Source organism: Pseudomonas sp. S09G 359 (assembly GCF_002843605.1).
GTDB lineage: Bacteria > Pseudomonadota > Gammaproteobacteria > Pseudomonadales > Pseudomonadaceae > Aquipseudomonas.
This window is the reverse complement of the sequence record NZ_CP025263.1, coordinates 718,923-743,243: the sequence shown is the minus strand read 5'-3', so window position 1 is coordinate 743,243 and position 24,321 is coordinate 718,923. Positions and strand designations below refer to the sequence as shown.

At 62.7% G+C, this 24,321-nt stretch carries 22 protein-coding genes; 17 read left to right on the top strand and 5 right to left on the bottom strand.

Translation table 11 applies throughout. The annotated features are described in order from the left end of the window. Window positions 1-189: 189 nt before the first annotated feature. The 11 genes from aroQ to CXQ82_RS03155 all read left to right on the top strand — a co-directional run bounded on the left by aroQ (window position 190) and on the right by CXQ82_RS03155 (window position 13,302). Entirely contained in the window at window positions 190-645 is a 456-nt protein-coding gene (gene aroQ, locus CXQ82_RS03210; RefSeq protein ID WP_010213488.1) for a type II 3-dehydroquinate dehydratase, read from the top strand. Between the two features lie 24 nt (window positions 646-669). Beyond that, on the top strand, window positions 670-1,131 hold the full coding sequence (gene accB, locus CXQ82_RS03205; RefSeq protein WP_027607997.1) for an acetyl-CoA carboxylase biotin carboxyl carrier protein: 462 nt from the start codon (window positions 670-672) through the stop codon (window positions 1,129-1,131). A gap of 17 nt (window positions 1,132-1,148) precedes the next feature. Further along, the gene (gene accC, locus CXQ82_RS03200) at window positions 1,149-2,510 is read left to right on the top strand and encodes an acetyl-CoA carboxylase biotin carboxylase subunit (protein ID WP_101266081.1); all 1,362 of its coding nucleotides are present in this window, start codon (window positions 1,149-1,151) and stop codon (window positions 2,508-2,510) included. A 263-nt stretch (window positions 2,511-2,773) separates the two neighbouring features. Continuing rightward, window positions 2,774-3,652 carry a 50S ribosomal protein L11 methyltransferase gene (prmA, locus tag CXQ82_RS03195; protein ID WP_101266079.1) on the top strand — a complete coding sequence of 293 codons (879 nt, stop codon included), beginning with the start codon at window positions 2,774-2,776 and terminating at the stop codon, window positions 3,650-3,652. Between the two features lie 30 nt (window positions 3,653-3,682). Then, window positions 3,683-4,924, top strand: a complete 1,242-nt coding sequence (locus tag CXQ82_RS03190) for a DUF3426 domain-containing protein (RefSeq protein ID WP_101266077.1) — start codon at window positions 3,683-3,685, stop codon at window positions 4,922-4,924. Between the two features lie 185 nt (window positions 4,925-5,109). After that, on the top strand, window positions 5,110-6,123 hold the full coding sequence (gene dusB, locus CXQ82_RS03180; protein ID WP_101266073.1) for a tRNA dihydrouridine synthase DusB: 1,014 nt from the start codon (window positions 5,110-5,112) through the stop codon (window positions 6,121-6,123). Continuing rightward, complete coding sequence (gene fis, locus CXQ82_RS03175) at window positions 6,120-6,440, top strand: DNA-binding transcriptional regulator Fis (protein WP_002555375.1); 321 nt, start codon at window positions 6,120-6,122, stop codon at window positions 6,438-6,440. The genes dusB and fis overlap by 4 nt, the downstream gene beginning before the upstream one ends. 81 nt (window positions 6,441-6,521) lie before the next feature. Further along, window positions 6,522-8,129, top strand: coding sequence for a bifunctional phosphoribosylaminoimidazolecarboxamide formyltransferase/IMP cyclohydrolase (purH, locus tag CXQ82_RS03170; RefSeq protein WP_101266071.1), 1,608 nt, complete (start codon window positions 6,522-6,524; stop codon window positions 8,127-8,129). Between the two features lie 203 nt (window positions 8,130-8,332). Further along, entirely contained in the window at window positions 8,333-9,625 is a 1,293-nt protein-coding gene (gene purD / locus CXQ82_RS03165; protein WP_101266069.1) for a phosphoribosylamine--glycine ligase, read from the top strand. 112 nt (window positions 9,626-9,737) lie between these two features. After that, window positions 9,738-12,509 (top strand): hybrid sensor histidine kinase/response regulator, encoded by a 2,772-nt coding sequence (locus CXQ82_RS03160; RefSeq protein WP_101266067.1) that lies wholly within the window; start codon window positions 9,738-9,740, stop codon window positions 12,507-12,509. Between the two features lie 196 nt (window positions 12,510-12,705). Next, window positions 12,706-13,302 (top strand): MarC family protein, encoded by a 597-nt coding sequence (locus CXQ82_RS03155; protein WP_003171467.1) that lies wholly within the window; start codon window positions 12,706-12,708, stop codon window positions 13,300-13,302. Here the strand turns inward: CXQ82_RS03155 and CXQ82_RS03150 are convergent. The 5 genes from CXQ82_RS03150 to cobG all read right to left on the bottom strand — a co-directional run bounded on the left by CXQ82_RS03150 (window position 13,299) and on the right by cobG (window position 18,637). Next, window positions 13,299-14,078: a hypothetical protein gene (locus CXQ82_RS03150; RefSeq protein ID WP_101266065.1), complete on the bottom strand. Its 780-nt coding sequence runs from the start codon at window positions 14,076-14,078 to the stop codon at window positions 13,299-13,301. The two genes, CXQ82_RS03155 and CXQ82_RS03150, sit on opposite strands and share 4 nt — an antisense overlap. 225 nt (window positions 14,079-14,303) lie before the next feature. After that, window positions 14,304-15,941: a precorrin-3B C(17)-methyltransferase gene (gene cobJ / locus CXQ82_RS03145; RefSeq protein WP_101266063.1), complete on the bottom strand. Its 1,638-nt coding sequence runs from the start codon at window positions 15,939-15,941 to the stop codon at window positions 14,304-14,306. Then, window positions 15,941-16,672, bottom strand: a complete 732-nt coding sequence (locus CXQ82_RS03140; protein ID WP_101266061.1) for a precorrin-2 C(20)-methyltransferase — start codon at window positions 16,670-16,672, stop codon at window positions 15,941-15,943. The genes cobJ and CXQ82_RS03140 overlap by 1 nt, the downstream gene beginning before the upstream one ends. Continuing rightward, entirely contained in the window at window positions 16,672-17,298 is a 627-nt protein-coding gene (locus CXQ82_RS03135; protein ID WP_010213506.1) for a precorrin-8X methylmutase, read from the bottom strand. The genes CXQ82_RS03140 and CXQ82_RS03135 overlap by 1 nt, the downstream gene beginning before the upstream one ends. After that, window positions 17,291-18,637 (bottom strand): precorrin-3B synthase, encoded by a 1,347-nt coding sequence (gene cobG / locus CXQ82_RS03130; protein ID WP_101266059.1) that lies wholly within the window; start codon window positions 18,635-18,637, stop codon window positions 17,291-17,293. The genes CXQ82_RS03135 and cobG overlap by 8 nt, the downstream gene beginning before the upstream one ends. A gap of 38 nt (window positions 18,638-18,675) precedes the next feature. Here cobG and cbiE point away from each other — a divergent pair, with 38 nt between their 5' ends. From cbiE to CXQ82_RS03100, 6 genes are all read left to right on the top strand, one after another. Next, entirely contained in the window at window positions 18,676-19,881 is a 1,206-nt protein-coding gene (cbiE, locus tag CXQ82_RS03125; protein WP_101266057.1) for a precorrin-6y C5,15-methyltransferase (decarboxylating) subunit CbiE, read from the top strand. After that, a complete protein-coding gene (locus CXQ82_RS03120) occupies window positions 19,878-20,597 on the top strand; it encodes a cobalt-precorrin-6A reductase (RefSeq protein WP_101266055.1) in 720 nt (239 codons plus the stop codon). The genes cbiE and CXQ82_RS03120 overlap by 4 nt, the downstream gene beginning before the upstream one ends. A gap of 173 nt (window positions 20,598-20,770) precedes the next feature. After that, the gene (locus CXQ82_RS03115; protein WP_101266053.1) at window positions 20,771-21,166 is read left to right on the top strand and encodes a DUF2946 domain-containing protein; all 396 of its coding nucleotides are present in this window, start codon (window positions 20,771-20,773) and stop codon (window positions 21,164-21,166) included. Between the two features lie 47 nt (window positions 21,167-21,213). Further along, a complete protein-coding gene (locus CXQ82_RS03110; RefSeq protein ID WP_101266051.1) occupies window positions 21,214-21,696 on the top strand; it encodes a copper chaperone PCu(A)C in 483 nt (160 codons plus the stop codon). A gap of 11 nt (window positions 21,697-21,707) precedes the next feature. Next, window positions 21,708-22,109 carry a DUF2946 domain-containing protein gene (locus CXQ82_RS03105; protein WP_101266049.1) on the top strand — a complete coding sequence of 134 codons (402 nt, stop codon included), beginning with the start codon at window positions 21,708-21,710 and terminating at the stop codon, window positions 22,107-22,109. A gap of 92 nt (window positions 22,110-22,201) precedes the next feature. Further along, a complete protein-coding gene (locus CXQ82_RS03100) occupies window positions 22,202-24,271 on the top strand; it encodes a TonB-dependent copper receptor (protein ID WP_101266047.1) in 2,070 nt (689 codons plus the stop codon). The last annotated feature ends 50 nt before the right edge of the window (window positions 24,272-24,321 follow it).

Below are 24,321 nucleotides of genomic sequence, written 5' to 3'. Positions count from 1 at the left end.
CCCTCCCACATTTGCCCTCCGGTGTTTTCAGAAATGTGTTGCCAATGACCAGACCGGACAACTTGGTCACATACTTTGCGCTATCCTCGCTAATCGTGCTGGCTACTGCATAGAACTGGACAGTCACAAAGGCTTTGCGGCATAGTCGCCGGGTTCTGCCGTACCCACATCAATAACAAGGAACAGCCGATGGCGACCTTACTGGTTCTTCACGGACCCAACCTGAACCTGCTCGGCACCCGTGAACCGGGCGTCTACGGGGCAGTGACCCTGGATCAGATCAACCTCGATCTGGAACGCCGGGCCCGTGAAGCCGGCCACCATCTGCTGTACCTGCAAAGCAATGCCGAGTACGAATTGATTGATCGCATCCATGCCGCGCGTGGCGAAGGTGTGGACTTTATCCTGATCAATCCCGCCGCTTTTACGCATACAAGCGTTGCATTACGTGACGCGTTGCTGGCGGTGAGCATCCCATTCATCGAAGTGCATTTGTCCAACGTGCACAAACGCGAAGCTTTCCGCCATCACTCCTACTTCTCCGACGTTGCGGTAGGTGTGATCTGCGGCCTTGGCGCCAGCGGTTACCGACTGGCCCTGGAGGCCGCCCTGGAACAACTTGAACAACCGGCCAAGCGCCCCTGACCGACCCTTGGGAGTTGATGATTCATGGATATCCGTAAAGTTAAGAAACTGATCGAACTGCTGGAAGAATCCGGTATCGACGAGCTGGAAATCAAGGAAGGCGAAGAATCCGTACGGATCAGCCGCCACAGCAAGACCCCGGCCCAACAGTTCTACGCGCCACAGATGCAAGCACCGGCTCCGGCTGCTGCACCTGCCGCCGCCCCTGCTGCTGCCGCTGCTCCTGCAGCACCGGCCGCGCCAGCGCTGAACGGTTTCGTGGTCAAGTCGCCAATGGTCGGTACTTTCTACCGCACCCCGGCACCGACCTCGCCAGCCTTCGTTGAAGTCGGCAAGACCGTGAAAGTGGGCGACACCATCTGCATCGTTGAAGCGATGAAGATGATGAACCACATCACGGCCGAAAAAGCCGGTGTCATCGAATCCATCCTGGTAGAAAACGGTCAGCCGGTTGAGTACGACCAGCCGCTGTTCACCATCGTTTGAACCGCGGAGCGCCTTCGATGTTGAAACCTGCGAAGAAACTGCAAAAAGTCCTGATCGCCAACCGCGGCGAGATCGCGCTGCGTATCCTGCGCGCCTGTAAGGAAGAGGGCATCAAGACCGTCGCTGTTTACTCGACGGCCGATACCGAATTGATGCACGTGAAACTGGCGGACGAAAGCATCTGCATCGGCCCGCCACTGGCCACGAACTCGTACCTGAAAGTCTCGAACATCATCGCCGCTGCTGAAGTGACCGGCGCTGATGGCATCCACCCGGGCTACGGCTTCCTCGCGGAAAACGCCGATTTCGCCGAACAGGTGGAAAAATCCGGGTTTGCCTTCATTGGCCCTAAAGCCGAAACCATTCGCCTGATGGGCGACAAGGTCTCGGCCAAGGACGCCATGATCGCAGCCGGTGTGCCAACCGTGCCTGGCTCCGACGGCCCACTGCCGGAAGACGAGGAAACCGCCCTGCGCATTGGTCGCGAAGTCGGTTACCCGGTGATCATCAAGGCCGCCGGTGGCGGTGGTGGTCGCGGCATGCGCGTGGTGCACAAGGAAGAAGACCTGATCGAAGCCGCCAAGCAGACCCGCTCCGAAGCAGGCGCCTGGTTCGGCAACCCGATGGTCTACCTGGAAAAGTACCTGACCAACCCACGTCACGTGGAAGTCCAGGTACTGTCCGACGGCCAGGGCCACGCCATCCACCTGGGCGACCGCGATTGCTCGCTGCAACGTCGTCACCAGAAGGTGTTGGAAGAAGCGCCGGCACCGGGCCTGGATGAAACCGCTCGCCAGGAAGTGCTGGCTCGCTGCGTCAAGGCGTGCATCGACATCAACTACCGTGGCGCCGGTACCTTTGAGTTCCTGTACGAGAACGGCCGTTTCTACTTCATCGAGATGAACACTCGCGTGCAGGTAGAGCACCCGGTTTCGGAGATGGTCACCGGTATCGACATCGTCAAGGAGATGCTCAGCATCGCCGCCGGTAACGTGCTGTCGTTCACCCAGGACGACGTGAAGATGCACGGCCACTCCCTGGAGTGCCGCATCAACGCCGAAGACCCGAAAACCTTTATCCCAAGCCCTGGCCTGGTCAAGCATTTCCACGCCCCCGGCGGCAACGGCGTACGTGTGGATTCGCACCTGTACAGCGGCTACAAGGTTCCGTCCAACTACGACTCGCTGATCGGCAAGCTGATCACCTGGGGCGCCACCCGCGACGAGGCGATGGCCCGCATGCGCAATGCCCTGGACGAAATCGTGGTAGACGGCATCAAGACCAACATCCCGCTGCATCGGGACCTGGTTCGTGATGAAGGCTTCTGCGAAGGTGGTGTGAACATTCACTACCTGGAACACAAGCTGGCCAACCAGTAAGCGTTCCACCCAACAAAGCCGCCTTCGGGCGGCTTTGTTGTTTCTGGGATGTACACAAATCAAAAATGTGGGAGGGGCTTGCCCCCGATGGCGGTGTGCCAGCCTCAATATCTGTCACTGATCCACCGCTATCGGGGGCAAGCCCCTTCCCACATTTAGCCGGTGTACCGTCAGCAGTGTCGTCTTCTGCCCTGCTCTCGCGTAAACTTGCGCGCTTTCGCGGCCCACCCGTCGCACATTCAATTTTTTCAAAGGTGCCCGCCATGCCTTGGCTGCAAGTCCGTCTCGCCATCAGCCCAGAACAAGCCGAAACCTACGAAGACGCTTTCCTCGAAGTCGGCGCCGTGTCGGTGACCTTCATGGACGCCGAAGACCAACCGATCTTCGAACCGGAACTCAACACCACCCCGCTGTGGTCCCACACCCATTTGCTGGCCCTGTTCGAAGACGGCACCGATGCCGCCGCCGTGCTGGCCCATATGGAACTGCTCACCGGCGGCCCGCTGCCCGAGCATCACAGCGAAGTGATCGAAGACCAGGACTGGGAACGCTGCTGGATGGACAACTTCCAGCCGATGCGTTTCGGCCAGCGCCTGTGGATCGTACCAAGCTGGCACGCCGCGCCGGAGCCGGAGGCGGTCAACCTGCTGCTGGACCCGGGCCTGGCCTTCGGCACCGGCACCCACCCCACCACTGCGCTGTGCCTGGAATGGCTCGACGGTCAGGACCTGACCGACAGCAACGTGCTGGACTTCGGCTGTGGCTCGGGGATCCTGGCGATTGCCGCCCTGCTGCTGGGCGCCAAGGAAGCCGTGGGTACCGACATCGACGTACAAGCCCTGGAAGCCTCCCGCGACAACGCCGGGCGCAACAACATTGCTGAAGGCAAATTCCCACTCTACCTGCCGGAAGATTTGCCCCAGGTGCAGGCCGATGTGCTGGTGGCCAATATCCTCGCCGGCCCGCTGGTATCCCTGGCGCCGCAGCTGTCGAGCCTGGTCAAGCCGGGTGGGCGCCTGGCGCTGTCAGGCATCCTCGCCGAACAGGGCGAAGACGTGGCCGCCGCCTATGCCAAGGATTTCGAGCTGGACCCTATCGCCAACCGCGATGGCTGGGTACGCATCAGCGGGCGTCGGCGCTAGAATGAGCGCTTGCCTGAATCGGATGGCCGCATGACCGACAGTTTCGTCACCCAGTGCCCACATTGCCAAGCGCGCTTTCGCGTCAACCACGCTCAATTGAGCGCGGCCCGTGGCGTGGTGCGCTGCGGTTCGTGCCTGCAAGTATTCAACGCGGTGCGCCAGTTGTTGGAGCAGCGCGCTCAAGCATCTGCTGCGCCAACTGAACAGCCGACCGTCGCCGAGCCGATCCCGGAGCCCACCCTCGATGCCCCGCGGGCTATCAGCCAGAAACAGTGGACCGCCGAAGAGCTGGACCTGGACAACCTGGACCTGGACGAAGAGCTGGCCAAGCTGGAACGCCGCGAGATTCAGCATACGCTCCCAGTGAATGCGGAGCGCCGTCAGTCCGGCTCCGACCGCCGGCAGAAGGAAGACGCCCTCAGCGCCAGCCGCGATACCGTCAAGGCCGAGGAAGAGAAATGGGCCGCCAGCCTGTTCAGCGAGCCGCCAGAAGAACGCGCCCAGGCCACCGAAGAAGACCCCGAGCCCGCGACCAAACAGCGCACCGAACCGTCCATGTCGTTTCACCCCGACGATATCGACGATGAGCCGCCGTTGCGTTCGCTGCCGGATGACGACAACGCAGACCCACCCTTCACGCCCCTGACCCATGCGGCAGACGAACACGAGCCAGAAGAACGCCCGCAGCCGCGTCGCAAGCGCCTGCGCGCCGAAGCCAGCGTGCACGACGACGTGCTCCAGGACCTGGAAGACGACCCGCTGCACCTCTACGCGCACAAACGCCCGTCGAGCCTGGGTCGACGCCTGGTGTGGATCCTGCTGGTATTGATCGCCGCCGCCGGCCTCGCCGGCCAGTACATCGCTTACCAGTTCGACGACCTGGCCCGCCAGGACGCCTACCGCCCATGGTTCCAGCAACTGTGCCCCACACTGGGTTGCACCGTGCCGTCACGGGTCGATATCGCCCACATCAAGAGCAGCAACCTGGTGGTGCGCAGCCACCCGGAATTCGCCGGGGCGCTGGTGGTGGATGCGATCATCTACAACCGCGCGACCTTCTCCCAGCCCTTTCCGCTGCTGGAGTTGCGCTTTGCCGACATGAACGGCGGCCTGATCGCCAGCCGTCGCTTCAAGCCCGCCGAATACCTCAGCGGCGAGCTGGCCGGCGTCAGCGAAATGCCCTCGCAGACCCCAATCCATATCTCCCTGGATATTCTCGATCCGGGCAATAAAGCCGTGAATTACAGCCTGAGCTTCCACTCGCCCGAGTGAATCGGGTGATGTGCTGAGGCTTGACGGCAAATTCTTGACTTGGCGTTGCGCAACCAAACCGGCAGCGATAAAGAAATAACTGTTCAGATTTTATCCAATTCAGCCTTTATCCAGTCATCGAGAGCGGGTATCATGCCAACCCTTTTTCGAACTCTAATGATCCGGCCCCACAACAGGGAAGTCCTATGTCGGCGGTACGCATCGGCCCATATACATTGCAGAACGGCTTGATTCTCGCCCCTATGGCGGGCGTCACCGACCAGCCCTTTCGTCAGCTGTGCAAGCGTTTGGGCGCGGGTCTAGTAGTCTCGGAAATGGTCACCAGCGACATGAGCTTGTGGAACACCCGCAAATCGCGGATGCGCATGATCCACGAAGGTGATCCCGAGCCCCGCTCGGTACAGATCGCCGGGGGTGATGCACAGATGCTCGCGGATGCGGCCCGGGCCAACGTGGAGTTGGGCGCACAGATCATTGATATCAACATGGGCTGCCCGGCCAAGAAGGTGTGTAACAAGGCCGCCGGTTCCGCCTTGTTGAAGGACGAACAGTTGGTTGCCGAGATCCTGCAGGCCGTTGTTGCCGCAGTGGATGTGCCGGTAACCCTGAAGATTCGCACCGGCTGGGACCGGGACAACAAGAACGGCCTGACGGTGGCGAAGATCGCCGAACAGGCAGGTATTACAGCGCTGGCGGTGCATGGCCGCACCCGCGCCGATCTGTACACCGGTAAAGCCGAGTACGACACCATCGCCGCGATCAAGCAGGCGGTGTCGATGCCGGTGTTTGCCAATGGCGATATCGATTCAGCCGAGAAAGCCCGGCGCGTGCTGCACGCAACCGGTGCCGATGGCTTGTTGATTGGCCGGGCCGCCCAGGGGCGACCGTGGATTTTTCGTGAGATCGAGCACTTTCTGCGTACCGGCGAGGTCTTGCCGGCACCGGAGCTGATCGAGGTGGAACGTATTCTGCTAGAGCATCTGGCCGCCCTGCACGCCTTCTATGGAGACGTGATGGGAGTACGCATTGCTCGCAAGCATGTCGGCTGGTATCTCGCAACCTTGCCGGGCGCCAGGGAGTTTCGCGCCCACTTCAATCGTTTGGATGATACGGAAGCACAGTGCGCCAACGTTCGTGAGTTTTTCAGCGAGCGTTACAAGAGCCTGGGGACAGGGGACGGAGAGGGGGTGGCCGCATGACGATGATGACCGAGACTTTAGTGAGTGGAACAACACCCGTGAGCGACAACGTCAATTTGAAACAGCACCTCAACACGCCGAGCGAAGAAGGCCAGACCCTTCGCGGGAGTGTCGAGAAGGCGCTGCACAATTATTTCGCCCACCTTGAGGGCGCTTCCGTCACGGACGTGTACAACCTGGTGCTCTCCGAAGTCGAGGCGCCCTTGCTCGAAAGCGTGATGAACTACGTCAAGGGCAACCAGACCAAAGCCAGTGAGCTGCTGGGCCTCAACCGTGGCACCCTGCGCAAAAAGCTCAAACAATACGATTTGCTGTAAGCATTCAATCAAACCAGAAAGGCGCCCGCGTAAAACCGGTCGCCTTTTTTGCTGACTCCTTTGCTTTTGATGGAAATTGAAATGACCGACCAGACTACCCGCCTGCCGATCCGCCGCGCCTTGATCAGTGTCTCCGACAAGACCGGGATCCTCGAATTTGCCCGGGAGCTGGAAGCCCTGGGCGTGGAAATCCTCTCCACGGGCGGGACCTTCAAACTGCTGCAGGACAACGGCGTGGCCGCAGTGGAAGTGGCGGACTACACCGGCTTCGCAGAAATGATGGACGGTCGGGTCAAGACCCTGCACCCGAAAATCCACGGCGGCATCCTCGGCCGTCGCGGTATCGACGACGCCATCATGACCGAGCACGGCATCAAGCCGATCGACCTGGTGGCCGTTAACCTCTACCCGTTCGAAGCCACCATCAACAAGCCAGGCTGCGACCTGCCGACCGCCATCGAAAACATCGATATCGGCGGCCCGACCATGGTTCGCTCCGCGGCCAAGAACCACAAAGACGTGGCCATCGTGGTCAACGCCAGCGACTACGCGCAAGTATTGGAAAGCCTGAAAGCCGGCGGCCTGACCTACGCCCAGCGCTTCGACCTGATGCTCAAGGCGTTCGAACACACCGCCGCCTACGACGGCATGATCGCCAACTACATGGGCACCGTGAACCAGGCGGCTGAAACCCTCAGCACCGAAGGCCGCAGCCAGTTCCCGCGGACCTTCAACAGCCAGTTCATCAAGGCCCAGGAAATGCGCTACGGCGAGAACCCGCACCAGAGCGCGGCGTTCTACGTGGAAGCCAAGCCGGCCGAAGTCGGCATCGCCACCGCAACCCAGTTGCAAGGCAAAGAACTGTCCTACAACAACGTGGCCGACACCGACGCCGCGCTGGAATGTGTGAAAAGCTTCGTCAAGCCGGCCTGCGTGATCGTCAAGCACGCCAACCCGTGCGGCGTAGCCGTCAGCCCGGACGCTGAAGGCGGTATTCGCCAGGCCTACGAACTGGCCTACGCCACCGACACCGAATCCGCGTTCGGCGGCATCATCGCCTTCAACCGCGAGTTGGATGCCGAAACCGCTAAAGCGATCGTTGAGCGTCAGTTCGTGGAAGTGATCATCGCCCCGAGCGTGAGCGCAGAAGCCCGCGCCATCGTCGCCGCCAAGGCCAACGTACGCCTGCTGGCCTGTGGCGAGTGGTCGGCTGAGCGTGCCGCGGCCTGGGACTACAAGCGCGTCAACGGCGGCCTGCTGGTACAAAGCCGCGACATTGGCATGATCGGCAGCGAAGACCTTACAGTCGTGACCAAGCGTGCGCCGACCGAGCAAGAGATCAACGACCTGATCTTCGCCTGGAAAGTGGCCAAGTACGTTAAATCCAACGCCATCGTCTACGCCAAGAACCGCCAGACCATCGGTGTCGGCGCCGGCCAGATGAGCCGTGTGAACTCGGCGCGTATCGCTGCGATAAAGGCCGAGCACGCCGGTTTGCAGGTCGTGGGTTCGGTGATGGCGTCTGATGCGTTCTTCCCGTTCCGTGACGGCCTGGACAACGCCGCGAAAGCCGGCGTAACGGCTGTGATTCAACCAGGCGGCTCGATGCGTGATGCAGAAGTCATCGCTGCAGCCGACGAAGCCGGCATCGCCATGGTCTTCACCGGCATGCGCCACTTCCGTCACTGATCCAAATGTAGGAGGGGGCTTCTTGTGGCGAGCGGGCTTGCCCGCGTTGGGCTGCGCAGCAGCCCCCCTCAAGAAACACAGGCTTTATCAGTCAGCCCTCGGTGCTTGGTGTTGGGGCCGCTTCGCAGCCCAACGCGGGCAAGCCCGCTCGCCACACGAGTCCGGCGCCACGTTAGCGCCTTATAGAATTTGAGGTTTTTGAAATGAATGTTTTGATCATTGGCAGCGGTGGCCGTGAACACGCCCTGGCCTGGAAAGTTGCCCAGGACCCACGCGTCCAGAAAGTTTTCGTAGCCCCTGGCAACGCCGGTACCGCCATTGAAGCCAAGTGCGAGAACGTCGCCATCGACGTGCTGGCCCTCGAGCAGTTGGCCGACTTTGCTGAAAAAAATGTATCCCTGACCATCGTCGGTCCGGAAGTGCCTTTGGTTGCCGGCGTTGTCGACCTGTTCCGCAGCCGTGGCCTGGATTGCTTCGGCCCAACCGCCGGTGCGGCACAGCTGGAAGGTTCGAAAGCCTTCACCAAGGATTTCCTCGCACGCCACAAGATCCCGACTGCCGATTACCAGAACTTCACCGAGATCGAGCCGGCCCTGGCTTACCTGCGTGAAGTCGGTGCACCGATCGTGATCAAGGCCGATGGCCTGGCCGCCGGTAAAGGCGTGATCGTCGCGATGACCCTGCAAGAAGCCGAAGACGCAGTGCGCGACATGCTCGCCGGCAATGCCTTTGGCGAAGCCGGTTCGCGCGTAGTCATCGAGGAATTCCTCGACGGCGAAGAAGCCAGCTTTATCGTGATGGTCGACGGTAAGAACGTACTGCCGATGGCCACCAGCCAGGATCACAAACGCGTCGGCGACGGCGATAGCGGCCCGAACACCGGCGGCATGGGTGCTTATTCCCCTGCCCCAGTGGTGACGGCTGAAGTCCACAAGCGCGTGATGGACCTGGTGATCTGGCCGACCGTGCGTGGTATGGCTGACGAAGGCAATGTGTACACCGGTTTCCTCTACGCCGGCCTGATGATCGACAAAGCCGGTAACCCGAAAGTCATCGAGTTCAACTGCCGCTTCGGCGACCCGGAAACCCAACCGGTGATGCTGCGCCTGCAGTCGAGCCTGGTGCTGCTGGTGGAAGCCGCCCTGGCCCAAGCCCTGGACAAGGTGGAAGCACAGTGGGACCCACGTCCGAGCGTCGGCATTGTGCTGGCGGCCGGTGGTTACCCTGCCGACTACGCCAAGGGCGATGTGATTGAAGGCCTGGATGCGGCTGCTACGCTGGAAGGCAAGGTGTTCCATGCGGGCACGGCGCTCAAGGATGGCAAAGTTGTAACCGCAGGTGGCCGTGTGTTGTGCGCCACCGCAATGGGTGCCAGTGTCGACGCCGCGCAGCAACAGGCATACAAGCTGGCCGCGAAGATCGATTGGAAAGGCTGCTTCTACCGCACAGACATCGGCTATCGCGCCATTGCCCGTGAGCGCGGCGAGAACCAGTAAGCCGTACAGCAGGAGCTATCCGTTCGGTTAGGCAGGGGCCTCTGGCCCTTGCCGTATGCAGGCCACCCCGCGCATAGTTAACCCGTGCATCAACCTACGAAGGGATTTCGCCGTGCGCTGGCTCAGGATCGCCATAGGTTTAACTGTCAGTCTGCTGACATTGCTCTGCCTGTTCCCGGCCCAGGCCGCCGCGCAAGGCAGTGGCTGGGCGGTATTGCTCGATGAGCAGGCCGACCTGCAACTGAGCGACATCCGCTCCTCGCGCTACACCAATCAATTCAGCCCCATCGAACTGGACCGCATTACCGCCGCGGAACCGGCCGGTGCGTTGTGGGTACGTTTCAAGCTGCAACCCGGCAAGCACGAGCAAGTGCTGCGGGTATTCGCGCCGGACCTGTCGCACCTGAGCCTTTACGTGCTGGACGGCGACACCCTGGTCGAACAACAAAGTACCGGCACCCGCCAACCCCAGGCGGAGCGCCCGCTGCCCAGCAGCGATTTCATGCTGCCGATGCCCCAGAGCCAGAAGCCCCTCGAGGTGTACCTGCGCCTGGTCTCCGAACACGAGTTGCGGCCGTACATCACCCTGGAACCGGCCGTGCTCGCCGCCGCCGACCAGACCCAGACGCTGATCTATGGCCTGCTGTTCGGCTGCCTGCTGATGCTGATCCTGCACAACATCACGCGCTTCGCCTACCATCGCTCGCGCAGCAGCCTGTGGCTGGCGGCCTGCGAAATACTGTTGATGCTCAGCCTGCTGCTGCTGCTCAACCTGGCGGGCCCATGGTTGCCGAACTGGCATGCGATCCAGACACCCGGCGCCTACCTCGCGCTGCTGCTGACCGCGCCCTGCGGGCTGATGTTCGCTTACCGCTTTTTCATGCCCCTGGGCCCGCACCCGCTGAACAAGCTGTTGATGGCCGATATCCTGTTCATCGTGCTGTGTGGCCTGTTGCTGTTGTTCGTCAACACCCTGCCGCTGAACATCATCACCTATGCGCTGGTGGCCCTGGCCGGCCTGAGCATGCTGTTTGTCTCGGCCTGTCACTGGCAAAAAGGCTACCGGCCGGCGCGCCTGTTCGTGGCGGCGATGGTGGTATTCAACATCGGCACGCTGATCATCCTGCCTGCCCTGCTGGGCCTGACCATGGTCTCGCCGCAAGGCTTGATCATCACCCTGTTGGCCTTTATCTGCCTCAGTGGCCTGTTGATGAGCCTGGCCCTGGGCGAACGCCAGCGGGCGATTGTCGAGGCCCGGTTCAGCCTCAGCCGCGACCTGGCGGCCAGCAATGCAGAGATCGCTGCCAAGGCCGAGTTCCTGGCCAAGATCAGCCACGAGATCCGCACCCCGATGAACGGCGTGCTGGGCATGACCGAGTTGCTGCTGGGCACGCCGCTCTCGGTGAAACAGCGCGACTACGTGCAAACCATCCACAGCGCCGGTAACGAACTGCTCACGCTGATCAACGAGATTCTCGACATTTCCAAGCTCGAGTCCGGGCAGATCGAGTTGGACGACGTGCAATTCGACCTCAACGCGCTGATCGAAGACTGCCTGAGTATCTTCCGCGCCAAGGCCGAACAGCAAAACGTCGAGCTGATCAGCTTTATCCAGCCCCAGGTACCCCGCGTGATCAGCGGCGACCCGACGCGCCTGCGCCAGGCCTTGTTGAGCCTGCTGGAAAATGCCCTGCAAAAGACCGATGAAGGCGAAGTACTGATCGTGGTCGCCCTGGATGACCGCAGCACCAAGCCGCGCCTGCGCATTGCCGTACAAGACAGCGGCCTGCCGATGGAAGCCGCCGAGCGCGACGCCCTGTTGCACAGCGAACTGCACAGCAAGAACTTCCTCTCGGCCACCCGCTTGAGCGGCCACCTGGGCCTGGTCATTGCTCGCCAGTTGATTCTGTTGATGAACGGCGAGTTCGGCATCAAGAGCAGTGCCCATCAGGGCAGCACCCTGTGGCTGACCCTGCCGCTGGACCCGGAGCGCCTGGAACACCCGACCTCCGACCTCGACGGCCCGCTCAAGGACGCACGCGTGCTGGTGGTGGACGACAACGACACCTGCCGCAAAGTGCTGGTGCAGCAATGCACCGCCTGGGGCCTCAACGTCAGCGCCGTGCCCTCGGGCAAGGAAGCCCTGGCGCTGCTGCGTACCAAGGCGCACCTGCGCGATTACTTCGACGTGGTGCTGCTGGACCAGAACATGCCCGGCATGACCGGCATGCAACTGGCGGCAAAGATCAAGGAAGACCCCAGCCTGAACCACGACATCCTGTTGATCATGCTCACCGGCATCAGCAATGCGCCGAGCAAGATCATCGCGCGTAATTGCGGGATCAAACGCATCCTCGCCAAGCCGGTGGCGGGTTATACGCTCAAGACCACCCTGGCTGACGAACTGACCCAGCGCAGCAAAGGCAACGTGCAGCCCCGCGCGCCCCTCAACGCGCCGGCAGCCGTGACTGTGCCCAGCGACTTCCGCATCCTGGTGGCCGAGGACAACAGCATTTCCACCAAAGTGATCCGCGGCATGCTCGGCAAGCTCAACCTCAACCCGGACACCGCCAGCAACGGTGAGGAAGCGCTGGAAGCGATGAAGGCGCAGCGTTATGACCTGGTGTTGATGGATTGTGAGATGCCGATCCTCGATGGCTTCTCTGCCACCCAGCAATTGCGCGCGTGGGAAGTCAGCCACCAACGCATTCGCACCCCGGTGGTGGCGCTCACGGCGCATATCCTTTCGGAACACAAGGAGCGCGCGCGCCAGGCCGGGATGGACGGGCATATGGCCAAGCCGGTGGAGTTGTCGCAGTTGCGTGAGCTGGTAGAGTTCTGGGTCGCGCAGCGTCAGCAGCGCCCCGAACACGCGCCTTCCTGACCCAGGCATGACGCAGATCCAAATGTGGGAGCGGGCTTGCTCGCGAAAGCGGTGTGTCAGCCCAAACATGTTTGACAGATATACCGCTTTCGCGAGCAAGCCCGCTCCCACATTGGATTGATGTAGCTTCACAGATAGCGCTCAGCCACAGGCCTGATAAACTCCCGCTCGCCCTCCTTCGCTGTGAGCCCCCACCATGCTCCACGTGTTATTCAGCGTTTACCTGAAGATGCTGGTGCTCTACAGCCCGTTCTTCGTGCTGTCCTGCTTTATCAGCCTCACCCGTGGTTACTCCAGCAAGGAACGACGCCGCCTGGCCTGGAAAGTCGCGTTGGCCACCCTGGTCTCAAGCGTGTTGTTGTACCTGTTCGGCCGCGTGATTTTCAGTGTGTTCGGCATCACCGTGGATGCCTTCCGCATCGGTGCCGGCAGCGTGCTGTTCATTTCCGCCCTGGGCATGGCCCAGGGCAAGTCGGCGGTGCAGACCGACAATGTGCAGCAGGACGTGACCATCGTACCGCTGACCATCCCCCTCACCGTCGGCCCCGGCACCATCGGTGCGTTGCTGGTGATGGGCGTCAGCCAGCCGCACTGGGATGACAAGCTCACCGCCATCCTCAGCATTGCCCTGGCCAGCCTCACGGTGGGTGTGGTGCTGTACCTGTCCAACCGTATCGAACGCATTCTCGGCGACCAGGGCTTGCAAATCGTCAGTCGGTTGATGGGGTTGTTCGTGTGCGCCCTCGCCGCGCAAATCATCTTTACCGGCGTACGCGGTTATCTGGTGCCTTAGATCCGGTATTTGGCGATCGCCAATTGCACCTTGTCACCGGTGCTTTCGCGCATCAACTGGAGCGTCTTTTCATTGACCACCGAGGTATTCAGCACCAGGCAGGTCTGCCCACTGAAGGCCTCGAAGGAAGAGCTGTCCCACTCCAGAAACGGCAACCCCACCTGTTTGCTCACACCGTGGGAGCTGTACGTCACCAGCACCATCATCACTTCGCCGTTGGCTTCGGCGCAGGACGCTACGCCGAAGTCGCCGCCCTGATGCACGCTGCTGTTACGTTTGAACAGCTCGAACGAGCCGGGTTGCTGCTTCATGGCTTCCAGCGCGTCGGCCGCCAACTTCGGCAATGCCGCCATCACGGGCCCGGCCAGGGAGGTCGAGGCCAGCATGGCGGCGATAATGTTCAGCACCGTCAACTGCACCGTCAGACCCTTGCCGGTGCGGGAGACCCGTTCAAAGCTGCTGCGTAACGGCAGCCAGCCCAGGCTGACCATTACCTTGATAAATTCGTCGTACCAATCCTCCGTCCCTCGGTGAACTTTCAACACATCGCTGACATAACTGCTGGCCAGCAAATAACTTTTGCGGATGTACTCCCGGCTCAGGCCGGACAGGCCATCGGCAAACGAGATCACGCTGTTGTTGACCACCGCTGCATTGGTATCGTCGTCGGTATCCAGCGGTAATACGGCGTGCGCTCCTGACGCTTCGGGTAACTTGTAGGCGGCAATCAGCTTGCGCCTTTTTGTACTGTTGATCCTTCTGTGATGTCGCTCCATTTTCAGTTCTCCGCAAGCACCCCACATGGGGCTGGCCTTCACACTAGTCCAGTGCCTTGAAGGCTTTCCATACGATATATATTGCTTACAGGCGCGCCGCGAAAACCGCCAACCAGCAATTGCTGGGCGCGGAACCGGGCCTTCCAGATTTCATCGAGGAAAAAAGAAAAAGCCCCGATCAACGATAGGTAATTACCCAACGCAAATCGGAGCTTTCCTACAGCCTTAAGCGGTGGGTTTTTCGCCATACCACCGCGGCGTGTACACCCATTCGCCACCACCGGCACGCGGGAATGTGCAGGTAGTGGATGAACCGATCAGCACCATGGTGCGCATATCCACCTGGTCCGGGGTGAGTTGCCCCAGCGTGATGACGCGTAGGGTCTGGCCTGGGCGGCCGATATCGCGCCCCAGTACCACGGGCGTTTCAGCGGTGCGATGCAGCGCGACGATTTCCAGCGCGCGCCCCAGCTGCCAAGGCCGCGAACGAGAGATCGGGTTGTAGAACGCCAGCGCCAGGTCGGCCTGGGCGGCGAGGTCCAGGCGCTTTTCGATGATCGACCAGGGCTTGAGGTTGTCCGACAGCGACATCACACAAAAATCATGACCCAACGGCGCACCCGCCTGGGCGGCGGTGGCCAGGGAGGCCGAGACGCCCGGCAGGATTTCCAGGTCGACCTGGTGCCATGCCGGGTCGCTGGACTCGTGCAGCGCCTCGATCACCGCCGCGGCCATGGCGAATACACCTGGGTCGCCGGATGACACCACCACCACCGAGCGCCCAAGGGCGGCCAGTTCGAAGGCGTTGCGGGCACGCTGCATTTCTTCGCGATTGTCGGTGCAGTGCTGCACTTGATCGTCACGGAACGGCCCGGCCATGCGCACGTAGGTTTCGTAGCCGAGCACATCGGTGCAACGCGCCAGTTCGGCTTTCACCGCCGGCACCATCAGTTCGGCGGCACCGGGGCCCAGGCCGATCACGGCCAGGCGGCCACGGGCGCGGCCAACCTGCGCCAGGTCCAGGGGCTGTTCCGCGACACTGATCGAGATGTCCGCGTCGTGTTCCACGTGGGCGAAACGCAACGGCACGCCCAATGCCAAAGCCGCTTCATGCAGCGACGCGTCGGCCATCTGCGTGTCGCTGGCCTGCAGGCAGGCCAGGGATTGCACCGCGAGACCCGCGTCGTGCAAGGCCGTGCGTACGCGCTGCGCCAGGTCCGCGCCCGGTTTGCAGGTGACGCACACCGTCTTCGGGTAAATCAGCAATTCGTTGGCCGCAGGCGTGCGCGCGGCGCTGCCCACATGGATTGCCAGGCGCGCCTGTTGATCCTGCGGCAGGTTGGCCTGGTCCAGCCACGGCGCGGCACCTTCGATGCGTACGCTTTCGCCAGCCAGCAGGTCCGAGACAAAGCGCTTGCCCAGCTCCAGGTCCGCCAATTGGTAACCCGCGGGCGGGTTGAGCAGGCAGGTGCCGAAACGCAACTCGCCGCTGGTGGTGATCGCCGCAGCCACCTCCAGTGCGGCCGCAATCTGGCGGGCCATGACGTTCACGCCACCCAGGCCACCGAGCAAGGGCACCACGGCGCTGCCGTCTTCAGCCACGGCCAGCACGGCGGGCTCTTCGCCCTTCTCCAGCAGCAGCGGCGCCAGGGTGCGGATGATGATGCCGGCCGCACACAGGGCAACCAGCGGCGTGCCTTGCTGGTAGAGCTGGCGCAGGGTCGCGCCGAATTCGCTGTAGGGCTGATCGGCGCCTTCAACGCGCCCGGCCAGGCCGTAGATTACTGCGCCAGGGTAAACCTGTTGGATCCTGCGCGCGGTGGCCAGGCTGCCCTGGCCCAAGATGACAATCGCCGGCGTCATCACCCTTGCCACCGTTCACCGGGCACGATGATCAGCGAGAAGTACGGCGAGGACGACGGGTCAACCTGATCCAGCGCGACGATCTTCTGATTGGCCATGGTGGCGCGCTCCACATACAGCGCGCGTGCGGCCAGGCCGAGTTCTTCCAGCACCTGGCGAACCTTGGGGAAATTGCGGCCCAGCTTCATGATCACCGCCGCGTCGGCGTCCGCCAGGCGGCGCTTGAGGTCGTCATGGGGCAACACGCCGGAGAGCACCGACAGGCTCTGGTTGCGATACACCAGCGGCGCGCCAAGCACCGAGGCACCGCCGAGCATCGAGCACACGCCAGGGATGACCTGTGCTTCGTAGCGCTCGGCGAGGCGGTCGTGCAGGTACATGTAGGAGCCGTAGAAAAACGGGTCGCCTTCGCAGATCACCGCCACATCGCGGCCGGCGTCCAGGTGCGCGGCCACGTCGAGGCTGGCCGTGTCGTAGAAGTCGCTGATCACTTGTTCATAGGACAGCGGCGCAGGCAGCGCCTCGGTGGTCACCGGGTACACCAGCGGCATCAGGGTTTGCTGTGGCACCAAATGGTCTTCGATGATGCCGAAGGCGTTGCCCTTCTTGCCCTTGGCCACGAAGTACGCCACCACCGGCGATTCACGCAGCAGGCGCAGGGCCTTGAGGGTGATCAGTTCCGGGTCGCCGGGGCCTACGCCCAGGCCGATCAAACGTCCGCGAGCCGGCATTATTCGACCTCCGTGGCGAGCGCATTAACCGCTGCAGCCGCCATGGCGCTGCCGCCCAGGCGGCCCTGCATGATCACGAATGGCACGCCACGGCTGTCGGCCGCCAGCATCGCCTTGGATTCGGCCGCGCCGACAAAACCGACCGGGAAACCCAGGATCAACGCCGGTTTCGGCGCGCCGGCATCGAGCATTTCCAGCAGGTAGAACAACGCCGTCGGCGCGTTACCGATCACCACCACACTGCCTTCCAGGTGTGGGCGCCACAGTTCCAGGGCAGCGGCGGAGCGGGTGTTGCCCAGCTCGCGCGCCAACGCCGGCACGCTGTCGTCGCGCAGGGTGCAGATCACTTCGTTGTTGGCTGGCAGGCGCGCACGGGTCACGCCCTCGGAGACCATCCGCGCATCACACAGAATCGGCGCACCGGCCGCCAGCGCATCGCGGCCGGCCTTGCCCGCACCTTCGGAGAATTGCAGGCCGTCGATCGCGTCGACCATGCCGCACGCATGAATCACGCGCACCGCGAGTTTTTCCAGATCGGCCGGGATGCGGTCCAATTTGGCTTCCGCGCGAATAATGGCGAAGGAGTTGCGATAGATCTCCTGACCGTCGCGGATGTAATCAATCATCGGTGTTGCTCCGTGGGCGAGCGCGCAGCAAGGCGCCCGTCGCTTCAATAGAAAGAGTGCGTGCGTGCAGCCGACCGAAACCGGGTTGGGCTGCCTCGCGAAAATAGACGTCGTAGTGGCCGGGGCTCGCTGCCAGCAAGGTGACCGGCGCCACGTGAGCGGCAGCGCAGGAGCGTGGGCAGCCGGACAGGTGCACCTCAACCCCAGGCGCCAGCGCGGCCAGTTGCATGGCGTCGGCCTTGGTGTCGGCCAGGGCTTTGCCGCACCCGCTGGAGCCGGTACAGGCGGTCATGCGCGCCAGCGGCTGGTCGACAGAGCAGAGAAAACCCAGTTGCTCCAGGCGCGCGGTGACGGCGTGAGGTTTTTCGACGTAGGGCAGTAACACGCCTTGCCAGGGAGTGAAGCGCAAGGTGCCGTCGCCGTGGTCGCTGGCCAACTGTGCGAGGCCCTTGAGCATCGTCGAGTCCAGACGGCCCAAGGGGGCGACGGCGGCAACGTAGAACTGATTTTTTTGCGCCTGTGGATAACTGCCAAGGTGCAGCAAAGCGCCACTGGTCGGGCGCTTGAAGCCATCGGCCGGCAATAGCGGCAGGCTGAGGCGGCTCAACACGTTATCCACAGCCAGATGACGCATGCGCGTTTGTTCCGGGGTCGCCAGGTCAAGGAACGCCTCCAGCACCGCCACCACCACTGCATGGCCCTGGTCCAATGGCACTGCCGCCAACGGCGCGTCCAACCCCGGGCAACCGGCCAGGCCGAACGCAAGCAGCATCTCGCCATTGCGCACAAAAGCAGACAACCACAGATCGTGGTGATGCTCGAGCATCGCCAGGGCTTCGCCCCCATCCAGTTGCACGGCGAACTTGGCCGACAGCTCATGGAAGCGCGGATGGGTTTGCAGGGTGCCCAGGATCTGCTCGGCCAGCGGCCGGGTGTCGAACAGCATCTGCGGGTCGATGCCGGCGCCGGGGCTGAGCATCACGTTGCGCACGTCGTCACCGGCGGCGCTGCTGGGGCCCAGGTCGGCCGCCAGCAGCATGGCGATCAACGCGTCCTGCTCGGCGCCGATCCCACGAATCTGCAGGTTGGCGCGGTTGGTTGCCTCGATCACCCCGCCCGCATAGGCCTGGGCCGCGTCCGCCACGGCATGGGCCTGCGCGCTGGTAATCGCCCCACCGGCCAGTTTGACCCGGCAAATGCCGCCATCCAACGCCTGGACAATACGCAGCAACCCCGGACAAGCCGAGGGGCGCAAGGTATTCAGGGCGGGCGTTGGGTTCACGGGGCTACCGGTTGATGGGTAAAGGCGCGGTATTATGCCTGCTTTGTCCGGCGGCATGAAAAGCCTGCCCGTCGGATGTCGTTCAAGGAATTCATATGTCGCCCTGGCTGACGGTTGTAGGCATCGGTGAAGACGGCTTCAAGGGGCTGGGCAGGAATGCCCGGCATGCCCTGTTGCGCGCCAACCGGATTATAGGTGCTCAGCGCCAGTTGGACCTGCTGCCGGTGTGCATTCGCGGCGAGCGCCAGCTGTGGCCGAGCCCGTTTTCCCTGGAGCCGGTGCTCGCGCAGCGCGGTACGCCGGTGTGTGTACTGGCCAGCGGCGATCCGATGTTCTATGGCGTGGGGGCCAGTTTGGCGCGGCAGGTGGCGGCGGATGAGTTGCTGATTCTGCCGGCGCCGTCCTCGGTGTCGTTGGCGGCGGCTCGGCTGGGCTGGCCGTTGCAGGAGGTTGTGACGTTATCCGTGGTAGCCCGGCCGGTGGCCGCGATCAACGCCCATCTGGCCAGTGGCGCCAGGGTGTTGGTGTTGAGCAACGACGGCAGCAGCCCTGCGTTGATCGCCGCGTTACTGGCTGAGGCCGGGTTTGGCCCCAGCCGCTTGAGCGTGTTTGAACACCTGGGCGGCGCGGATGAGCGGCGAATCGACGGCGTGGCGGCAGATTGGCAACACGCCGCGGTCGCCGATTTGAACCTGGTGGCCATCGACTGCCTGGCCGCCATCGACACGCCACGCCTGTCACGCCTGGCGGGCCTGCCGGATTCGGCCTTCAAACACGACGGCCAACTGACCAAACGCGATGTACGCGCCATGACCCTCGCCCGCCTGGCGCCGATGCCCGGCGAACTGCTGTGGGACGTGGGCGCGGGCAGTGGCTCTATCGGTATCGAATGGATGCGCACGCACCCGAGCTGCCGTGCGTTGGCGATTGAAGCCGACGAAGGCCGCCAAGGCCTGATCGAACACAACCGCGACGCCCTTGGCGTGCCCGGCTTGCAACTGATTCGCGGCAAAGCCCCGGATGCCTTGCGCGGCCTGCCGGCGCCCGATGCGATCTTTATCGGCGGCGGCGTCACCCGCGAGGGCGTGCTCGACACCTGCTGGCACCACCTGCGCCCCGGCGGCCGCCTGGTGGCCAACGCGGTGACCCTGCAAAGTGAAATCACCCTGATGGCCTGGCGCGCCAAGCATGGCGGCGAACTGACGCGCATCCACGTGGCCCAGGCGCAGCCACTGGGCGAATTCGATACCTGGCGCCAGGCGCTGCCGATCACCTTGCTGGAAGTGCTCAAGCCACTATGAAACCCATCCTGTTGTTGGGCGGCGTGACGGAAGCGTTGGCCATTGCGCGCACCCTTGGCCCGCAGCATATCTACAGTTTGGCAGGGGTTGGGCGTGTGCCTACCGACCTCACGTGCCAGGTGCGGGTTGGCGGTTATGGCGGGGCTGAAGGGTTGGCGCAGTTTGTTCGCGATGAGGGGATTGGCCTGATTCTCGATGCAACCCATCCGTATGCGGCACAGATCAGCCGCAACGCCGCCGAGGCTGGGCGTTTGTGTGGTGTGCCGTGCTGGGCGTTGCGTCGCCCGGCGTGGCAACCGCAGGCGGGGGATGATTGGCGCGAGGTCGGTGATTGGGCCGAACTGATCGAAGCACTGAAACCCTTCAAGCGACCTTTATTCACCTTGGGCCGCGAACCGTTGCAGCACCTTGATGAAATCCCCGCAGATCAATTCTGGACCTTGCGCGCGCTGGATGTGTATCCGGGGAATGCGCGCTGCGAAGTGATCGGCGCGCGTGGACCGTTTCTGATTGATGACGAGCGCGCATTGTTTGAACGGCGGCAGATCGATGTGTTGATCAGCAAAAACAGCGGCAGCACGGCGACGGAGCCGAAGCTGGAAGTGGCACGGGAGCTTGGCGTGCCGGTGTTGGTGTTGAAGCGGCCGGTGTTGGCTGCTGTAGATCGAGAATTCACCACGGTGGCGGCGGCCTCACAGGCCATCGAGTCACTTTGAACAACACCCCTCCCACATTTGATCTGTATTGCCTTGAAGGTCGGCATCCACTCAATTCCCCGTCTATCCTCAAACCAGTCACTGCGACACCAAACCACACCGCCCCTTTTTACTTATCCCCCCCGATCAGGCTAAATACCCACCTGATCGTTTAACCCTACGGATTGTCCGCCATGGCCCGTCAACGCTTTGCAATAGCCTGGATCGCCTGCCTTGCAGTGCTGTTCAATGCGTTTGCCATGCCGATGGCCACTGCGATGCAGCAGTCGCAAGACCCCGTGCAGCAATTGATATGGGGCGGTTTCTGTTCGTCCAATGGCGCCAGCCTCAAGGCGATTGCCCTGGGCAAGCTGGAGATTCCGGCGCCGCAGCAGGACGAACACTCCACCATGCAGCATTGCTGGTGTTGCTCGGGCTCGGCGCCGTTGGTGGCGTTGCCGGGGCATGTGCCGCAGTTGTATGTGACGCGGTTCGATGCGTTCCAGAACCTGCCAACGCCTTCGCTGCAATCGCCCACGCCGCGCCAGCAATGGCCAAGCCTTAACCCCCGCGCCTCTCCAACGGTCTGATCGTCTTCGCAAGTGAACTGCGTTTAGAACCGTTCTGGAGAACTGCCATGCTCAAATCTTCCCTGCTTCTGGCTGCGTTGCTGCTGCCGGTGTTCAGTGCTGCCAACGCCGAGGACTACAAGGCCGGTGACCTGCTGGTCAGCGATCCCTGGTCCCAGGAGTTGCCGCCGAATGCGCCGACTGTCGCGGCGTATTTCGTTATTCATAACACCGGTGAAGCCCCGGACCGCTTGCTCAGCGTCGATACCCCCGTGGCGGACAAGGCCGAACTGCATGAGCATGTGATGCAGGGCGACTTGATGAAGATGCAGCAAGTACCCAGCGTGGCCGTGCCAGCCAAGGGCGACCTGACCTTCGCGCCCATGGCGTACCACGTGATGTTGCTGGGCCTCAAGGACCGCAGCCTGCTGGCCGGCGGCAAGCAGTTCCCGCTGACCCTCACCTTCGAAAAAGCCGGCAAGGTTGAAGTGGAAGTGTCGGTGCAGAAAGTACCGCCTGCGGCCGCCCACGAGCACAAGCACGCCCAGTAGGCCAACACTCGATGGGCGCCCCTCGCGCCAGGCCAGTTCCACACCCGCGCGTGATGCGCGGCAGTTGGATCAGCCTGTTCGCCATGCTGATGATCTTTATCGGTCCGCTGATTTCCCAAGCGATGCCGATGGATCATCACGCCGGTATGTCGATGGAAATGCCGATGGACATGCCAGGCGAGCATGGCGATTCCCATCACACCAAAGCCCCCGAAGAACACCACGCCCTTTGGTCCAAGTGCGGCTATTGCGACCTGCTTTACAGTTGCCCTGCCCTGCCTGGCGGCATTTCAACCTTCACCCTCAGCCCCCCGCCGCCGGCCAACGCCCTCACCCCCGCCACGCGCCTGGGCCATGCCCGGCAGAGCATCTTCCCCGGCGCCCGCAGCCGCGCGCCGCCCATCATCACGTAAGCACTTAACACCGTTACTTCATCCCGGCCGACTTTAGACAGACAGCCGCAGGCTGCTGGCCGTGTTGTTTACGATTGATTGATGGAATTTTTATGTCCAGGTTTTCTGCTGACACCCGTTTGGGATGCACCCCCGTGCTCGCGGCGTTATGCGGCGCATTGCTCGCGCCCCATGCTCAGGCCGATGAACACGCCGAGCATGAGCTGAGCCCCACGGTGATCACCGCGATCGCCCCCAGCTCGCCGCTGACCGTAACCACCCACCCGAAAGACCCACGCCAACCCGTGCCTGCCAGCGACGGCGGCGACTACCTCAAGACCATCCCCGGCTTCGCGCTGGTGCGCAACGGCGGCACCAATGGCGACCCGGTATTGCGCGGCATGTTTGGCTCGCGCCTGAACATCCTCACCAACGGCAGCCAGATGCTCGGCGCCTGCCCCGGCCGGATGGACGCGCCCACCTCGTACATCTCGCCGGAAACCTACGACACACTCACCGTGATCAAAGGCCCGCAAACCGTGCTCTGGGGCCCAGGCGCGTCGGCCGGCACGGTGTTGTTCGAGCGTGAGCCGGAGCACTTCGGCGCGCTGGGCACCCGCCTCAACGCCAGCGTATTGGCCGGCTCCAACGGGCGTTTCGACAAGGTCATTGATGCCGCGGCCGGTGGCCCCCTGGGCTACGTGCGCGTGATCGGCAACCAGGCCCATGCCGACGACTACAAGGACGGCAACAACGACACCGTCGCCTCGCGCTACGACAAGTGGAATGGCGACGTCGCCGCAGGCTTCACCCCCGACGCCGACACCCTGCTGGAACTCACCGCCGGCCGTGGCGATGGTGAAGCGCGCTACGCCGGGCGCGCCATGGACGGTTCGCAGTTCCTGCGTGAAAGCCTGGGGCTGCGTTTTGAAAAATCCAACCTCGGCGAGGTACTCGACAAGGTCGAAGCCCAGGTCTACTACAACTACGCCGACCACGTGATGGACAACTACAGCCTGCGCACGCCGTCGGGCACCGGGATGATGGCCGGGCCCATGGCCGCGAACGTCGACCGCCGCACCCTCGGCGCGCGCATCAAGGCCACCTGGCGCTGGGCCGATGTGCAACTGATCAGCGGCCTGGATGCGCAGACCAATGAACACCGCGAGCGCAGCAGCATGGGCGTCGACACCTACAAGGAATTGCCCAAGATCAAGGACGCCAACTTCCACAACTACGGCGTGTTCGGCGAACTCACCTGGTACGCCGCAGACCGCGAGCGGCTGATCAGCGGCGCACGCCTGGACCGCGCCTCGGCCAAGGACTTCCGGCAAACCACCGGTTCCGGCATGAGCACCCGCGCCAACCCGACCGCCAACGACACCCGCGCCGATACCTTGCCGTCGGGTTTTGTGCGTTATGAACACGACCTGGCCGACAGCCCCACCACGCTCTACGCCGGGCTGGGCCACGCGGAGCGTTTCCCGGATTACTGGGAGTTGTTTTCGCCTGACACCGGCGCGGTCGGTTCGGTGAATGCCTTCGATGGCGTGAAGCCGGAAAAGACCACCCAACTCGACTTCGGCGCGCAGTACAAAAGCGCCGGCCTCGAAGCCTGGGCCTCGGGTTATATCGGCCGAGTGCAGGACTACATTTTGTTCGACTACCAGCCCGGGATGATGGGTACCACCTCCCAGGCGCGCAATGTGGACGCGCGGATCATGGGCGGCGAACTCGGCGCAGCCTACAAACTGACGCGCAACTGGAAGGCCGACGCGACCCTGGCCTATGCCTGGGGCAAGAACAGCAGCGACGGCAAGGCACTGCCGCAAATGCCGCCACTGGATGCCCGTTTCGGTCTCACCTACAGCGAAGACGACTGGAGCGCCGGCGCCCTGTGGCGCGTGGTCGCGGCGCAAAACCGCATCGACCAGAACAAGGGCAACGTGGTCGGCAAGGACTTCGACAAGAGCGGCGGCTTTGGCGTGTTCTCGCTGAATGCGGCGTATCGCATCAATAAAAACTTCAAGGTCAGCACCGGCGTCGACAACCTGTTCGGCAAGGCCTACGCCGAGCACCTGAACCTGGCCGGCAACGCCGGGTTCGGCTACCCGGCCAACGACCCGCAAGCCATCAAGGAGCCGGGGCGCACGCTCTGGACCAAAGTCGATATGAGCTTCTAAGAGCATCGGGGGCCACCGCCCCTCCCACCTTGGAACGCATTACAAGTGTG

Excerpts from the sequence above, each read along its gene's own strand:
- cobG (WP_101266059.1), bottom strand. The coding sequence starts at position 18,637 with ATGCCGCCGGACAAAGCAGGCATAATACCGCGCCTTTACCCATCAACC.
- CXQ82_RS03140 (WP_101266061.1), bottom strand. The coding sequence starts at position 16,672 with ATGCCGGCTCGCGGACGTTTGATCGGCCTGGGCGTAGGCCCCGGCGAC.
- CXQ82_RS03105 (WP_101266049.1), top strand. The coding sequence starts at position 21,708 with ATGGGCGCCCCTCGCGCCAGGCCAGTTCCACACCCGCGCGTGATGCGC.
- CXQ82_RS03135 (WP_010213506.1), bottom strand. The coding sequence starts at position 17,298 with ATGATTGATTACATCCGCGACGGTCAGGAGATCTATCGCAACTCCTTC.
- purD (WP_101266069.1), top strand. The coding sequence starts at position 8,333 with ATGAATGTTTTGATCATTGGCAGCGGTGGCCGTGAACACGCCCTGGCC.
- fis (WP_002555375.1), top strand. The coding sequence starts at position 6,120 with ATGACGATGATGACCGAGACTTTAGTGAGTGGAACAACACCCGTGAGC.
- cbiE (WP_101266057.1), top strand. The coding sequence starts at position 18,676 with ATGTCGCCCTGGCTGACGGTTGTAGGCATCGGTGAAGACGGCTTCAAG.
- cobJ (WP_101266063.1), bottom strand. The coding sequence starts at position 15,941 with ATGACGCCGGCGATTGTCATCTTGGGCCAGGGCAGCCTGGCCACCGCG.
- CXQ82_RS03190 (WP_101266077.1), top strand. The coding sequence starts at position 3,683 with ATGACCGACAGTTTCGTCACCCAGTGCCCACATTGCCAAGCGCGCTTT.
- CXQ82_RS03115 (WP_101266053.1), top strand. The coding sequence starts at position 20,771 with ATGGCCCGTCAACGCTTTGCAATAGCCTGGATCGCCTGCCTTGCAGTG.
- CXQ82_RS03110 (WP_101266051.1), top strand. The coding sequence starts at position 21,214 with ATGCTCAAATCTTCCCTGCTTCTGGCTGCGTTGCTGCTGCCGGTGTTC.
- prmA (WP_101266079.1), top strand. The coding sequence starts at position 2,774 with ATGCCTTGGCTGCAAGTCCGTCTCGCCATCAGCCCAGAACAAGCCGAA.
- CXQ82_RS03155 (WP_003171467.1), top strand. The coding sequence starts at position 12,706 with ATGCTCCACGTGTTATTCAGCGTTTACCTGAAGATGCTGGTGCTCTAC.
- purH (WP_101266071.1), top strand. The coding sequence starts at position 6,522 with ATGACCGACCAGACTACCCGCCTGCCGATCCGCCGCGCCTTGATCAGT.
- accC (WP_101266081.1), top strand. The coding sequence starts at position 1,149 with ATGTTGAAACCTGCGAAGAAACTGCAAAAAGTCCTGATCGCCAACCGC.
- CXQ82_RS03120 (WP_101266055.1), top strand. The coding sequence starts at position 19,878 with ATGAAACCCATCCTGTTGTTGGGCGGCGTGACGGAAGCGTTGGCCATT.
- CXQ82_RS03150 (WP_101266065.1), bottom strand. The coding sequence starts at position 14,078 with ATGGAGCGACATCACAGAAGGATCAACAGTACAAAAAGGCGCAAGCTG.
- dusB (WP_101266073.1), top strand. The coding sequence starts at position 5,110 with ATGTCGGCGGTACGCATCGGCCCATATACATTGCAGAACGGCTTGATT.
- accB (WP_027607997.1), top strand. The coding sequence starts at position 670 with ATGGATATCCGTAAAGTTAAGAAACTGATCGAACTGCTGGAAGAATCC.
- CXQ82_RS03100 (WP_101266047.1), top strand. The coding sequence starts at position 22,202 with ATGTCCAGGTTTTCTGCTGACACCCGTTTGGGATGCACCCCCGTGCTC.
- aroQ (WP_010213488.1), top strand. The coding sequence starts at position 190 with ATGGCGACCTTACTGGTTCTTCACGGACCCAACCTGAACCTGCTCGGC.